12 protein-coding genes are annotated in these 13,035 nt (G+C 63.1%); 6 read left to right on the top strand and 6 right to left on the bottom strand.

Annotation, left to right across the window (positions count from 1 at the left end; genetic code table 11):
• The 4 genes from gmd to PPGU16_RS13250 all read left to right on the top strand — a co-directional run bounded on the left by gmd (position 1) and on the right by PPGU16_RS13250 (position 4,814).
• Positions 1-1,128, top strand: a complete 1,128-nt coding sequence (gene gmd / locus PPGU16_RS13265) for a GDP-mannose 4,6-dehydratase (protein WP_180720391.1) — start codon at positions 1-3, stop codon at positions 1,126-1,128.
• Between the two features lie 5 nt (positions 1,129-1,133).
• Positions 1,134-2,141, top strand: a complete 1,008-nt coding sequence (locus tag PPGU16_RS13260) for a GDP-L-fucose synthase family protein (protein ID WP_180720390.1) — start codon at positions 1,134-1,136, stop codon at positions 2,139-2,141.
• 105 nt (positions 2,142-2,246) lie between these two features.
• Complete coding sequence (locus PPGU16_RS13255; protein ID WP_180720389.1) at positions 2,247-3,389, top strand: glycosyltransferase family 4 protein; 1,143 nt, start codon at positions 2,247-2,249, stop codon at positions 3,387-3,389.
• Positions 3,390-3,506: 117 nt separating this feature from the next.
• Positions 3,507-4,814 carry a glycosyltransferase WbuB gene (locus tag PPGU16_RS13250; protein ID WP_180720388.1) on the top strand — a complete coding sequence of 436 codons (1,308 nt, stop codon included), beginning with the start codon at positions 3,507-3,509 and terminating at the stop codon, positions 4,812-4,814.
• Between the two features lie 101 nt (positions 4,815-4,915).
• Here PPGU16_RS13250 and PPGU16_RS13245 read toward each other — a convergent pair whose 3' ends face one another.
• Complete coding sequence (locus PPGU16_RS13245) at positions 4,916-5,533, bottom strand: hypothetical protein (protein ID WP_180720387.1); 618 nt, start codon at positions 5,531-5,533, stop codon at positions 4,916-4,918.
• A 213-nt stretch (positions 5,534-5,746) separates the two neighbouring features.
• Here PPGU16_RS13245 and PPGU16_RS13240 point away from each other — a divergent pair, with 213 nt between their 5' ends.
• Positions 5,747-6,430, top strand: a complete 684-nt coding sequence (locus tag PPGU16_RS13240; protein WP_180720386.1) for a DapH/DapD/GlmU-related protein — start codon at positions 5,747-5,749, stop codon at positions 6,428-6,430.
• Positions 6,431-6,685: 255 nt separating this feature from the next.
• The gene (locus PPGU16_RS13235) at positions 6,686-8,431 is read left to right on the top strand and encodes an FAD-dependent oxidoreductase (protein ID WP_180720385.1); all 1,746 of its coding nucleotides are present in this window, start codon (positions 6,686-6,688) and stop codon (positions 8,429-8,431) included.
• 77 nt (positions 8,432-8,508) lie between these two features.
• On the opposite strand, the gene PPGU16_RS13230 is transcribed toward PPGU16_RS13235, so the two are convergent.
• The 5 genes from PPGU16_RS13230 to PPGU16_RS13210 form a co-directional block, all read right to left on the bottom strand.
• Positions 8,509-8,898 carry a DUF1493 family protein gene (locus PPGU16_RS13230; protein WP_243460544.1) on the bottom strand — a complete coding sequence of 130 codons (390 nt, stop codon included), beginning with the start codon at positions 8,896-8,898 and terminating at the stop codon, positions 8,509-8,511.
• Positions 8,891-9,328 carry an STM2901 family protein gene (locus PPGU16_RS13225; RefSeq protein ID WP_180720384.1) on the bottom strand — a complete coding sequence of 146 codons (438 nt, stop codon included), beginning with the start codon at positions 9,326-9,328 and terminating at the stop codon, positions 8,891-8,893. The genes PPGU16_RS13230 and PPGU16_RS13225 overlap by 8 nt, the downstream gene beginning before the upstream one ends.
• 11 nt (positions 9,329-9,339) lie before the next feature.
• On the bottom strand, positions 9,340-9,816 hold the full coding sequence (locus PPGU16_RS13220; RefSeq protein ID WP_180720383.1) for an Hcp family type VI secretion system effector: 477 nt from the start codon (positions 9,814-9,816) through the stop codon (positions 9,340-9,342).
• Positions 9,817-10,098: 282 nt separating this feature from the next.
• Positions 10,099-11,346, bottom strand: coding sequence for a glycosyltransferase (locus PPGU16_RS13215; RefSeq protein ID WP_180720382.1), 1,248 nt, complete (start codon positions 11,344-11,346; stop codon positions 10,099-10,101).
• A 95-nt stretch (positions 11,347-11,441) separates the two neighbouring features.
• Positions 11,442-12,950 (bottom strand): O-antigen ligase family protein, encoded by a 1,509-nt coding sequence (locus PPGU16_RS13210; protein WP_180720381.1) that lies wholly within the window; start codon positions 12,948-12,950, stop codon positions 11,442-11,444.
• Positions 12,951-13,035: the final 85 nt, after the last annotated feature.

The raw sequence follows: 13,035 nt of genomic DNA, 5'->3' as shown, positions 1-13,035 counted from the left end.
ATGACTCGAAAGGTTGCCTTGATTACCGGCATTACCGGCCAGGACGGCTCATATCTGGCCGAGCTGTTGATCGACAAGGGCTACGAGGTGCATGGCATCAAGCGTCGCTCGTCGTTGTTCAACACCGACCGGATCGACCACCTTTACCGCGATGTGCACGACCCGGACCAGCGCCTGCAACTGCATCACGGCGACCTGACCGATTCGACGAGCCTCACGCGCATCATCCAGCGCGTCAAGCCGGACGAAGTCTATAACCTCGCGGCGCAGAGCCATGTTGCCGTGTCGTTCGAAGAACCGGAATACACGGCCAATGCCGACGGCCTCGGCACGCTGCGCATTCTTGAAGCGATCCGCATCTGTGGCTTCGAGAAGAAAACGCGCTTCTATCAGGCATCGACGTCGGAACTCTACGGCCTCGTGCAGGAAGTGCCGCAGCGCGAGACCACGCCGTTCTATCCGCGCAGCCCGTATGCCGTCGCGAAACTGTTCGCGTACTGGACCACGGTCAACTATCGCGAAGCGTACGGCATCTACGCGTGCAACGGCATCCTGTTCAATCACGAGTCGCCCGTGCGCGGCGAAACCTTCGTGACGCGCAAGATCACGCGGGCCATCGCGCGTATCGCGGTTGGTCTGCAGGAAGAGCTGTATCTCGGCAATCTCTCGGCGTTGCGCGACTGGGGCCATGCGCGCGATTACGTCGAGATGCAATGGATGATGCTGCAGCAGGAAGTACCCGAAGACTTCGTGATCGCGACGGGCGTCCAGTACAGCGTGCGCGAGTTCGTGCAGCGCGCGGCGGCGGAGCTCGGCATCGCGGTGCGCTTCGAAGGCGAGGGCGTGCATGAAGTGGGTATCGTCGAACATGTCGAGCGCCGCAACCGCAATGAATTGCGCGTGCAGCCGGGCGATGTGATCGTGCGCGTCGATCCGCGCTACTTCCGTCCGACGGAAGTGGAGACGCTGCTCGGCGACCCGTCGAAGGCGCACCAGAAGCTGGGCTGGAAGCCGACCACGTCGTTCGAGTCGCTCGTGAAGGAAATGGTGTTGTCGGATTACCAGATTGCGCGGCGCGATGCGCTCGTCACGCTGGCCGGCTTCAAGGCGCTGGAACATCACGAGTGACGCCCATGGACAAGAACGCACGCATTTTCGTCGCAGGGCATCGCGGGATGGTCGGCTCGGCGCTCGTGCGCAAGCTCGAGGCGAGCGGCTATCGCAACCTCGTCACGCGCACGCATGCCGAACTCGACCTGACCGACCAGGCGGCCGTGAACCGCTTCTTCGAAAGCGAGCAGATCGGCGTCGTGCTACTCGCGGCGGCGCGCGTCGGCGGCATTCTGGCGAACGCGACGCAGCCCGGCGAGTTTCTCTACGAGAACCTCGTGATCGAAACCAACGTGATTCACGCGGCGTATCGCGCGAACGTCGACCGGCTGGTGTTCTTCGGCTCGTCGTGCATCTATCCGAAGCTGTGTCCGCAGCCGATCCGCGAATCGTATCTGCTGACCTCGGAACTGGAGCCGACCAACGACGCGTACGCGATCGCGAAGATCGCCGGTCTCAAGCTGTGCGACGCGTACAACCGCGAGTACGGCACGCGTTATGTCGCGCTGATGCCGACGAACCTCTACGGTCCGAACGACAACTACGACCTGAAGAACAGCCACGTGCTGCCCGCGCTGATCCGCAAGGCGCACGAGGCGCGTCTGCACGGCGACGAATCGCTGACCGTGTGGGGCAGCGGCACGCCGCGTCGCGAGTTCCTGCATGTCGACGATCTGGCGGCGGCAACGCTCTTCGTGCTCGAGCACGACATCAATACGGGCGTGTTCAACGTCGGCGTCGGTGAGGACCTGAGCATTCGCGAACTCGCCCAGACGATCTGCGATGTAGTGGGTTTCGACGGCCAGTTGCAGTTCGACGCGAGCAAGCCCGACGGCACGCCGCGCAAGCTGCTCGACGTGTCGCAGCTGGCGCAGATGGGCTGGCGCGCGAGCATTGGTCTCGCGGATGGGATCGCGAATACGTATCGCGAATTCGCCGCGAAGTATGAGGAGAAGTACGGAGACACTTTCGGAGACAAGCACGGAGAAAAATACGCTGCGCCTTCGTTCGCGATGGCCGCGCGTGCCTGATGAACCGCTCCTGGTGACGGACGTTGCCCGGGACCGGGATTAGGGTGACGTCCGTTCTTTTTTCCGGGAGAAACGACAGTTTCGCTTGAATAAGGACTGTAAGAAATGAGTGCGTCAGTCACGATCTTTCATAACGTTGTGTGGTCACGGCACAAGGGCGCCGTGTTCTCCGCGTTGCACAGCATCTCGGCATCGGGCGCGATCCGCTACTCGATGGTGCAGATCGCGGACACGGAACATGATCGGATTGGTTTCTCGGACGTCGACTATTCGTTTCACCGCTACCCGATGCACAAGCTCTTCGACGGCTGCTACGAGGACGTGCCGCGCTGGCAACTGACGAAGCGTCTCGTCTGGGAAGTGGTGAAGGCGAAGTCGGACCTGATCGTGCTGCCCGGCTATCACCGCCCCGAATACTGGGCGATGCTCGCCGCGTGCGTCGTGATGGGCAAACGGCGCGCCGTGTTCTGCGATTCGACGGCGCGCGATCGTCCGAAGCGTCTGTTGACGTCGATTCCGAAGCGCGTGTTCTTCGCGCTGTGCGACGGCTACTTCGGTTTCGGCGAACGCAGCCGCGACTATCTGGTGTCGCTGGGCGCGAAGCGCGACAAGATTTTCATTCCGTGTCAGGCGGCCGCGCTGCCCGTCACGTTCTCGCCCGAGCGCGCGCTCGCCGAGCGCATGCAGTACCGCGCGGGCAACGCGCCTGTGTTTCTGTTCGTCGGGCGGCTGTCGGAAGAGAAGGGCATTACCACGCTGATCGACGCGTTTGCGGGCATCGCGAAGCGCCTGCCCGATCCGCAGTTGCGCATCGTCGGCACGGGACCGCTCGAACGCGACTTGCGCAAGCGCGTCAGCGAGCTGGGTTTGGATCGCTCGATCACGTTCGTCGGCAGTCTGCAGGACGAACCGCTGTCGCGCGAATACTACGGCGCGACCTGCCTCGTGCTGCCGAGCCGCAGCGAACCGTGGGGACTCGTCGTCAACGAGGCGCTCGCGCATGGCTGTCCCGTGGTGGTCAGCGAGAGCTGCGGCTGCGTGCCCGAGCTCGTGCACGAAGGCGTGAGTGGCTACGCGTTCACGGCGGGCGACGGCGCGGGACTGCAGCGCACGCTGCTGAAGGCAACGGAAGCATTCGCCGACGCGCAAGCATCGGCGCAACGCTGCATGGACGTGATCCGGCGTTTCGATCCGCCGTCGGCGGCGGCCAATATCGCGCGCGGCTGTGCATTGATGCTGGGTACTTGAGACGGGGGGAAGAAAACGCGCGGTCTCGGCGTGAGCGTGCCGGGCCGTGTCGGGAGCTGGGGGAGGGCGTAGCGCGGTGCGCTGCCGCATGACGGATAGTCGTCGTGGAAGTCAAATATGAAGATCTTGATCTATGGTCTCAACTACGCGCCTGAGCTTTCGGGCGCGGGTAAGTACACGGCCGAAATGGCGCAGATGCTGGCCGGGTGCGGTCATGAAGTGCGCGTCGTGTGCGCGCCCCCGTACTATCCCGACTGGAAGGTCGCGAGCGGCTACTCGATGTGGCGCTATCGGCGCGACATCATGCACGGCGTGCACATCTGGCGCGCACCGTTGTGGGTGCCGCCAAAGCCAAGCGGCCTGAAGCGGATGCTGCATCTCGCGTCGTTCGCGCTGTCGTCGCTGCCGTTGCTCGCGAGGCAAATCACCTGGCGCCCTGGCGCCGTGATGCTGATTGCGCCCACCATGGCCTGCGCGCCGGGCGCGCTGGCGCTCGCACGCGTGACGGGCGCGAAAGCGTGGCTGCATGTCCAGGACTACGAAGTGGATGCCGCCTTCGATCTCGGCCTGTTGAAGAGCGCGCGTGCCGCGCGCATCGCATATGGGATCGAGCGGCTCGTCCTGAAGCGCTTCGACGTCGTGTCGTCGATCACGAACCAGATGGTCGAGCGCGCGGTCGGCAAAGGCGTCGACGCGGCCAACACGGAGTTCCTGCCGAACTGGGTCGACACGCGCGACATCTTTCCGCTGGGTCGCGTGAGCGAATACCGCGAGACGCTCGGCATTCCCGCCACCAATACGGTCGTGCTGTACTCGGGCAACATGGGGGCGAAGCAGGGTCTCGAGACGCTTGCGGACGCTGCGGGCGCGCTTGCTGCGCGTGACGACATCACCTTCGTGTTCTGCGGCGCCGGCGCGGCGCGGGACGATCTCTTCAAGCGTTGCGAGGGTTTGTCCAACTGCCGGTTCCTGCCGCTGCAGCCGGCGTCATCGCTGAACGAGCTGTTGAATGTCGCCGATATTCACGTGCTGCCCCAGCGCGGCGATGCAGCCGATCTCGTGATGCCGTCGAAGCTGACGGGCATGCTCGCGAGCGGCGGCGCGGTGATTGCCATGGCGCGCCCCGGCACGGCGCTCTACGAAGCCGTGTCGAACAACGGCATGATCGTGCCGCCCGAGGACACAGGGGAACTCGTCGACGCAATCGCGACACTCGCCGAAGACGGCGCGCGACGCGCTGCCATTGGCGCGGCAGGGCGGCGTTACGCGGAGACGATGCTGTCGCCGCTCTCGACGCTGCTCACGCTCGATACGCGCCTCGCTCTGTTGACGGGCGCTGCCGTACCGGGCGCGAAGCCGGCGGCCACGTCGATGGCGAATCAGCCCATCTTGTCGGCGCGGGTCGAGGAGTCGGAAGTGGAGTGACGCGCGTCATCGACGCGGGCAGGGACGAAGGGCCGGATGCGAACCGTGTTTAGCGGTTCGGATTCGGCCCTTCGGTTTTTTACGTTGTGGAAGCGACGGATTCACCAGGGCGATTTGAATACTTCCCGGCCCGCTCGTTCGCTATACGGACTGCTGTACACCGTGGCACCACCGCCCGCGTTGGCGGCATTCACGGCTGCGGCGCGCTGTGCCGCGGCACCCGCCGCTCCGCCGTTATCGCCAGCACCGCCGCCTGCCGCCGCGCCTCGTGCGGGACGCCGGATCGCGCCACCACCTGCGGGCGCCGCGCCGCCGCCTAAGGCAGTGGGGCCGCCCATTGCCTGCGTGTTGGGTTTGGCGACGCGCATGCGCTCGCTGTTGAGTAGCGCATCGCGTTGCGAATCGGGCGTCGCGCCGCCGGGGTCATAGCCGCCAAGCGTCGCCGATGGACCGCCGAGCAGACGCTGCGCGTCCTCCTGCGAGCGTTGCGAAGCCGTTTTGCGCGCCGGCGCGCCATTGGGATTGGCGTTGGCGTTGCCCTTGGGCGCGGCGGCATTCTGGCCGTTGCCTTGCGCCGGATTGTCCTGCGCGTGCGCGTGCGGCATCAGCGCGAGCGCCGATGCCAGCGCGGCGGCGAGCAGCAGCACGCGCGAGCGCAGTCCGACGCGCAACGGATGCACGCGCGCCGGGCGTTGCCGCGAGCGGAGATGAGCAGCCATTGTCGTCTTCCTCCTGCAAACGTCATGAAGCCATGCTGCCATGGTGATACGGACACTCTGCTTCGATCCGCCAAAACTCCGCACGGCGCGGACAGCGGCCGTCCATCAGCGCGCATGGGCCAGATAATCGATCAGAACAGGGCGCGCCAAGCGGCTACAAGGGCTGAAGCACCGGACGGACGGCGAGGCGCGTTCATCGACTGGAGAAGAACTATGGACAACACGATCAGCTCCACGATCGGACGGGCCGCGGACGATCGTGCTGCGGACAATCGGGCCGCGAGCACGAAAGACCCGCATGCCACGCCGCCTGCACCGCCCTCTGCGCCGGGCCGCGTGATCGACCTGAGCCTGGCGGGCAAGGGCAACTACGTCGCGTCGCGCGGTTTCCTGGTCGAGCTGATCTGGTTCTTCATCGAGGCGTGCGTGATCAACAACAAGCTGCTGCCCGTGTCGTCGGTGCGCGTGGCGCTGTTGCGGCTGTTCGGCGCGAAGATCGGCGCGAACTGCCGCTTCGTGCATCCCGTGCGGGTGAAGGCGCCGTGGAATCTCACCGTGGGCGACAACTGCTGGTTCGGCGTCGACGTATGGATCTACAACCAGGCGCCCATTCACATCGGCTCGAATGTCTGCATATCGCAAGGAAGCTTTCTGAGCGCGGGCTCGCATGAGATGCGAACAAACATGGATTTGCGCGTCGCGCCCATCGTCATCGAGGACGGCGCGTGGATTTCATCGAAGTGCGTCGTGCAGATGGGCGTGACGATCGGCCGGTCGGCTGTCGTGACCCCGCTATCCGTCGTGCACCGCTCGCTCGACGCGGAAGGCGTATATGGCGGCAATCCTTGCCGCTTTATTCGCAAGCGTTTCGACACGGATGTGGGAAGCCCCTCGTAACTGGCATCGGATGCATGGTTCTGTCTGCCGGAAGCGCGAAGTTGGCGGATGAACTGCCTTACGCAGAGCCATCATCCTACGTAAGCACTGGCTGGCGCGGGAATACAGTATGCGTGCGCAAACGCCCCGCTCGTGCAAACCCACAGGGCGTTGACGCATGACGAGCCTGGCTCGCATGCTCGGCGGGGGGCCAGAACGGTCGAAGCTGGACGCGGCCGTACAAGGTACGAACAGAACACAAGCTGGGAGCAGGGGATGTTTATCGATACCCGCAGTGTCGAACAGGGCGTCGCTGTGTCGACGACGGTATGCATCATCGGGGCAGGCGTCGCGGGTATCACGCTCGCGATGGAACTGGAACGCGCGGGCATCGACTGCTGCGTGCTCGAAAGTGGCGGCTACAAGGCCGACGACGAAACGCGCGATCTCTATCGCGGCGAGAACGTCGGGATTCCGTACGCCTTTGCGGACGGCTGCCGCAGCCGCTATCTGGGCGGCAGCAGCAATTGCTGGGGCGGCTGGTGCCGTCCGCTCGATCCGTGGGACTTCGACAAGAAGGACTGGGTCGCGCATAGCGGCTGGCCATTCGGCCTCGAAGAGCTTGCGCCGTATTATCTGCGCACCCATGCGCTGCTCAAGCTCGGCCCGCACAATTTCGACCCCGCGTGGTGGGAGCAACAGATCAACCGGACCGACGTGCGGCGCTATCCGATGATGTCGGGCAACGTGCGCGACACCGTTTCGCAGTTCAGCCCGCCTGTGCGCTTCGGCAAGGTGTATCGCGAGGTATTGCGGCGCTCGGAACGGGTGCGCGTGTTCCTGCATGCGAACGTCGTGAATATCGACTCCGATGCGCAGGCGTCCGAAGTCACGGGCGTCGATGTCGCGACGCTGACGGGCAAGCGCTTTCGCGTGAACGCGAAGGTGTTCGTGCTCGCGACAGGCGGCATCGAGAACGCGCGGTTGCTGCTCGCGTCGAACAAGGTGCAGGCAGCGGGACTCGGCAACGGGCACGATCTGGTGGGCCGCTTCTTCATGGATCATCCGCGCCTGATGACGGGCACGGTGAAGTTCACGAAAGAATGGTCGCGCAACAAGCTGTACGACATCAAGTATCACTACCAGAACGCCGCCGTCGCGGCGCACGGCACGCATATCTCGTCGCAGTTCGCGCTGACGCACGACGTCATCAAGCGCGAGAAGCTGCTCAATTCGCGCGTATGGTTCTTCTCGCGTTTCTTCGGTGAAGGCAGTGCGGGATCGGAAGCGTTGATCCGCTGCCGCGAGGCGCTGCATCGCAAGGAACAGCCGGGCCGCCGCGCGCGCGACGATTATCTGACGATGGCCGCGCATCCCGTCGATACCGTCGGCTTCGGTCTCACGCGTCTGCTGCAATTGCGTGCGCTGATTTCGGACGTGAAGCTGCAGGCGATCGTCGAAGCGGAGCCGAACCGCGACAGCCGCGTCACGCTATCGGATCGCAAGGATGCGCTTGGCCTGCCGCGCGTGAAAGTCGACTGGCGTCTCACGGAACTGGTGCAGCGCACGTTCGACCGAACGTTCCAGCTGCTCGCCGACGAACTGAAGATGATGGGCGTCGCTGACGTCGAGCTCGACGAGCCACTCGAAGGCCGCGCGTCGTTGCCGTCGAAGCTCGAAGGCACGTGGCATCACATGGGCACGACGCGGATGCACGATTCAGCGCGCGAAGGCGTTGTGGACCGCGACTGCAAGATGCATGGCATGAGCAATCTGTATGTCGCGGGAAGCTCGGTGTTTCCGACGGTCGGCGCCAACTTCCCGACGATCACGATCTCGGCGCTCGCATTGCGGCTGGGCGAGCATCTCGCGCAGCGGCTCGGCAAGCCTGATACGGCGACGATACTGCCGATCGGCGAGGCGGCCGGGAGCATGCGGTTTGGCGTGTCGAACGCCGAATTGGGCAAGCTGCCGATTGCGGCACAGTCGCTGGTTCGGGCTGGGGGGAATGAGGCGATCTGAGGGCGGCGCAGTTGTGCTTCTGCGGCCCCCGCATCGCATACCGGCTGATCAGGTTGGCAGGCGAAGGTCCTTGCCTCCTATGAAGCCTTTCTTTGATTCGCTTCAACCTCTTTGGTATCCCATCGGCCGGCCCGCATCGCTTCGTAAAGCATCCCGAGCGTGAGCGGGTGTTCATCGGGGTGCGGCGGGCGGTTGCGGTTGAACAAGCCGCAAATCAGCGCGGGGATTGCGCAAAGGATATTGGCCGGGCTTTCGGGACCGATATAGCGCGCATAAGGAAAATCGCCCTCGACGGCGAATTTTTCGAATAGCTTGTCAACAAACTCAATCGCGTCGACGCCATCGATACGAAGGTCATCGAGAATGCGCGTTGACGGCGTGAGCGTCGGCTCTTTTCCGAACAGCCGGGTCCCACCGACTTCTTCGCGCGTGAAGGCGGTCAGTTCTTTCCAGAGAGGATCATCCAAGCTGGTCTTCCCGTTTGACCATTGCGTTGTACCTTTGCACGGAACGGTACATGATGAGGGTCGCATCATAGCCCATGAACATCAGGTCAACAACGGGAATGGCACGACCGATGAAAGCCCCGAGGCTACGCGTGTAAATAAGCCTGACTCCCTTGGTGCTGAAGCTTTTCATCGTCAAGGTTGGGAGCGGCATTTTCGTCTTTTTCGTGATGACGTTTCGAAAGAACAGAGACATCACGGATGTTCCCGGCGTTGCGGTAATGGGTTTCCCCGGAACGGGAACGTCGTTGACACCAAGAAGCCATGTTGCAACTGCTGCAAGGTCGGCAAAGCCCAGCTGCCTTTTTGTTTGATCCAACGCGATGAAAAGGAACAATTCAGGCGGCGACAGGTTGTAGTGGTCTTGAAACTTATAAGTGTTGTCACTCATGCACAAGCGCCTCACCGCGTAACGTTCTGTTTGACATCAAACAACGCAGTAACGGTCCCGCCATTGCCCCCCAACGCATTTTGAAGAGCGTATTCCTTTTTCATTCGCGCGAAGGACAGTCGCACGCATTCGATAGCACCGTTCTCGTCAACAAACGGTTCGACGTGTGAAATGAGTACGTCGTACATCGTGATGCGTAGAAATTCGTGTGGGACACCGCCTGTCTTACGCATGACCAGCCTGGCGTCGGGGATGTGGGTACCTGTAAAGCAGTACCGGGCAAGATTGGGACTTGCCTTGTCAATCTGATGTGTAAATTCAAGGTCCGATACAGTCGCCTTCCCTGCGCCACCCCCCGAACCGGACATCATGCTTGACTGCTGTGTCACCTTCCACGTCCAGTCGAGCACATCGATTTCATTTGTGTGGCTCGCGTCTTGTGATTCTCCGTCGATGCCTTGAATTCTTAAGAAAATGTCATGTGTCATCAGAAGATCCTGAACGTCGAGACGTGTTGATGTGGGGTGCCTTTACTATTGGCGACGCAGAGGCCGGTGCATAGTAAATCGAAGCAACGTCACCAATCAACCCACGTCACGAACCCCTATTTTCAGGATAACGATGGATTAGTTGAGGTCGCGATAGTTCGAAGGGAAATCGCCAGAAGAAATCAATCGGGTGGGGTATAGGGAAGCGAATAGGCGGGAACTGAAAGAAATGGGCCAGGATCGCGTTACCGATCCTGGCCCATAGCGTGGTCACGGCAACTCTCAATTCACCGACGGCTCCCTCTGCGCCGGCACCTTCCTCGGCATCGCACCAGGCGTGTTCTGCGGCGACTGCTGATCGGCGCTGCGAGTCACAACGGCAGGTTGCGGTTGGAGCAGCGCAGTCAACGAATCGACCATGCTCTCGATACCGAAGCGCGCGTCGAACGTCCTGCGCGCCTGCTCGCGCATGTTCCCCTTCGCGGCGGCGTCGAGCGTATGCCAGTTCAGCAGATTGCGCTGCATGCCGTTGATCGTGTCGCTCGATACGAAGCCCGCATGGTCGTTTTCCACTTCGCGCCACACGCCGACCTTGTCCGACAGCAGCACGGGCAGGCCGCACGCCAACGCTTCCGCGACGGCCACGCCGAAGTTCTCCTGATGCGACGGCAGCGCGAACACATCGCTCGCATAGAAGGCGCCCCATTTCAGATCGCCTTGCAGCATGCCCGGCCACGCAATCCGTTCTTCGATTCCACATGAGCGCGCGAGCGCCTGCAACGGCCGCTGCCAGCCCGTCGCATCGGGACCCGCAATCACGAGATGCGCATCCGGGTCGCGCTGCGCATGATCGGCGAAGGCGTGAATCAGCAGATCGCAGCCCTTTTTCTCGTGGATGCGCCCGAGAAACAGCACGATCCGCTTGCCGCGCAGCTGCGGATAAGCGCTCCAGAATGCTTCGCGCAGCGCCTGTGCATGCGGCGGCGGCGGGTTGGTGCCGAACGGCACGACGCGTTCGTTCGCGCGATACAGCCAGAACGATTGCCGCGCGAGCAGCCGCTCTTCCTCCGTGGTGAAAATCACGGCGGCCGCGTCGCGCAGCACGCGATATTCCGCCCACGGCCAGTACGCCCACTTCTTCAGATGCTTGAGCGGATACGTGCGCTTGAAATACGGATCGAGCATGCCGTGCGTGTACACGTAGTACGGCACTTTCGACGCGCGCAGCGCGCGCCATGCGCCGAAGCCATGGTATTGCCACAGTCCATGCACGATCACCGCGTCGAAGCGCTGCGCCTCGCGTGCGAGCCACGGCACGAAATCGGGCGTGAAGCCGTAGTAGTTGCGTCCCGGACCGAGCGCATGCACGGGCAACGGGAAGTCGCGGACATGCGGCGCATCGGCGGCATCGAGCGACGCGACCTCGATCTCGTGACCCAGCGCCGCCATCGCGACGCCGCTCTGTCGTACACCTTCAGTCGGTCCACCTGCCCGTGGGTCGACTGTCGAAAGTAGATGAAGAATTTTCATTGGCGAATAACACGGCGTAGTGCGAAAAGGACCGGCGCAGCCGGGCGATGAAACGAGACGATCCGCGTGATGCACGACATGCGCCGGAGCGCACGTCACGCGGACGCCGGCATGCCTCGCTGACGCAGATCGCGTGTGCGGTCTGCGTCGTACGGTTCTGACCCTGTTGCGTCTTTCAGCGTGCCTCGCGCGGCAGCCGACGCGAACGGCGCGGGGCGGGGCGGCTGGACGGGCGGCTGGGTCGGCGGTTTCTGCGCGACGGCCGTCGCGCGCGCCGATGGCGGCGGCGTCACGGGCTCGACTTTCAGGCGCGCCTTGGCGTCCAGCTGTCGATGCAAACGACAATACGTCGCGACCGTCAAACCGAGCGCGACGCCGAATACGAGTCCCGAGAAACGCGGGCCGAGTGGATTGCCGCCGATCGACGTGGCAGGCAGCGCGGCAAGCAGCAGGATCGAGCGGCCGAACACGGGAAGAAGTGGCGCACCGGGGCTTTTTGCGCGCCATCGTCGGTAGGCGAGCGTGCAGTGTCCCAGCGTGAAGAGGACGGCGAGCGGCAGCGCGAGTCCGAACAGCAGGCCGCCCGCGAACAGCTGATAAATCCAGAAGTTGTGGCCCGCCGCCCATTCGCGGATCGCGTAGAAGTCCTTTTCGCTGATCTGTCCCGCGAGATCGGGCAGATATTGCGGCGAATAGCGGTAGTAATGGCCGTAGCCCTCGCCGAGCAGCAGCGATTGCGTCGACGACGTGACCTGATCGAACTGGTCCTTGATTTCGGCAAGACGCGTGATCGTCGTCGGGTCTTTGCCCGTCTGCGTATTGGAGGCGGCCGTGAAGCGCTGCATCCAGTGCTCGCTGACGGACGGCATGCTCAGTATCGCGAGCGCGCCCATCGCGCCGAGCACGATACTCACGATGAACGTACGAATGGCCGAGCGCAGCAGGTAACGCAGCGACGGCGCGCTCATCCACGCGGCCAGCATGAACAGCAACACCGTGCCGACCAGCAGACTGCGCGTCACGCTCAACAGCTCGACGAGCACCGTACCGAGAAACACTGCGAGCATGAATGGCGAAAAGCGCCGCGCGAGCACGAATTCGTGCAGCAGTACGCCTTGCAGCCCGAGCAGGGTCACCGAGACGATACGGAAGCGCACGTCGGCGATACCGCCCAGTCCGCCGCCCGTCGCAATGCCGAAGACGAACGTGAAGACCAGACAGATGAGGTTCGCCCAGAAGAGCGCCTTTTCCATCTGCCCGATGCGGTTTTCATGCCACGGATGGCACGCCACCGCGTAGCCGAGCAGGAACAGCAGAAATGGCAACACGACGCGTAGATAGTTGCCGAAGTCGTTGTCTTGCACCATCTGCGAAATCAGACTGCCGGGCACGCTCAACACGAGGCAAAGCGTGACGAAGCGGCGCAACGGCGACGCGTCCCGAAAGCGCGGCGCGATGAAAATCAGCGCGAGCGCAGCGGCGAAAGTCGGCGCGACGAGCAGGATCTGCGCTGCATGGCCCGAATCCGCGTCCGGTGCCTTGTAGTCGAGCGCGAGTGGGCACAAGCACATCCAGATCCACAACGTAGCGTACTTGTTGCGCATCGACGATTCTCCCTCTCCCGGTGCGATGTTCATCGTGGCAGCGCGACGCGCGTCACTGTTCAGTCTGAATATAAATGGAGCGCCT

It is taken from the genome of Paraburkholderia largidicola, assembly GCF_013426895.1.
In the GTDB taxonomy this organism is placed as follows: Bacteria; Pseudomonadota; Gammaproteobacteria; order Burkholderiales; family Burkholderiaceae; genus Paraburkholderia; species Paraburkholderia largidicola.
Note: the sequence above shows the minus strand (reverse complement) of the source record. Positions and strands in the feature narration are given on the sequence as shown.

What these genes read in the sequence shown, in the direction of transcription:
- gmd (WP_180720391.1), top strand. Translation starts at nt 1, where the DNA reads ATGACTCGAAAGGTTGCCTTGATTACCGGCATTACCGGCCAGGACGGC.
- PPGU16_RS13260 (WP_180720390.1), top strand. Translation starts at nt 1,134, where the DNA reads ATGGACAAGAACGCACGCATTTTCGTCGCAGGGCATCGCGGGATGGTC.
- PPGU16_RS13255 (WP_180720389.1), top strand. Translation starts at nt 2,247, where the DNA reads ATGAGTGCGTCAGTCACGATCTTTCATAACGTTGTGTGGTCACGGCAC.
- PPGU16_RS13250 (WP_180720388.1), top strand. Translation starts at nt 3,507, where the DNA reads ATGAAGATCTTGATCTATGGTCTCAACTACGCGCCTGAGCTTTCGGGC.
- PPGU16_RS13245 (WP_180720387.1), bottom strand. Translation starts at nt 5,533, where the DNA reads ATGGCTGCTCATCTCCGCTCGCGGCAACGCCCGGCGCGCGTGCATCCG.
- PPGU16_RS13240 (WP_180720386.1), top strand. Translation starts at nt 5,747, where the DNA reads ATGGACAACACGATCAGCTCCACGATCGGACGGGCCGCGGACGATCGT.
- PPGU16_RS13235 (WP_180720385.1), top strand. Translation starts at nt 6,686, where the DNA reads ATGTTTATCGATACCCGCAGTGTCGAACAGGGCGTCGCTGTGTCGACG.
- PPGU16_RS13225 (WP_180720384.1), bottom strand. Translation starts at nt 9,328, where the DNA reads ATGAGTGACAACACTTATAAGTTTCAAGACCACTACAACCTGTCGCCG.
- PPGU16_RS13220 (WP_180720383.1), bottom strand. Translation starts at nt 9,816, where the DNA reads ATGACACATGACATTTTCTTAAGAATTCAAGGCATCGACGGAGAATCA.
- PPGU16_RS13215 (WP_180720382.1), bottom strand. Translation starts at nt 11,346, where the DNA reads ATGAAAATTCTTCATCTACTTTCGACAGTCGACCCACGGGCAGGTGGA.
- PPGU16_RS13210 (WP_180720381.1), bottom strand. Translation starts at nt 12,950, where the DNA reads ATGCGCAACAAGTACGCTACGTTGTGGATCTGGATGTGCTTGTGCCCA.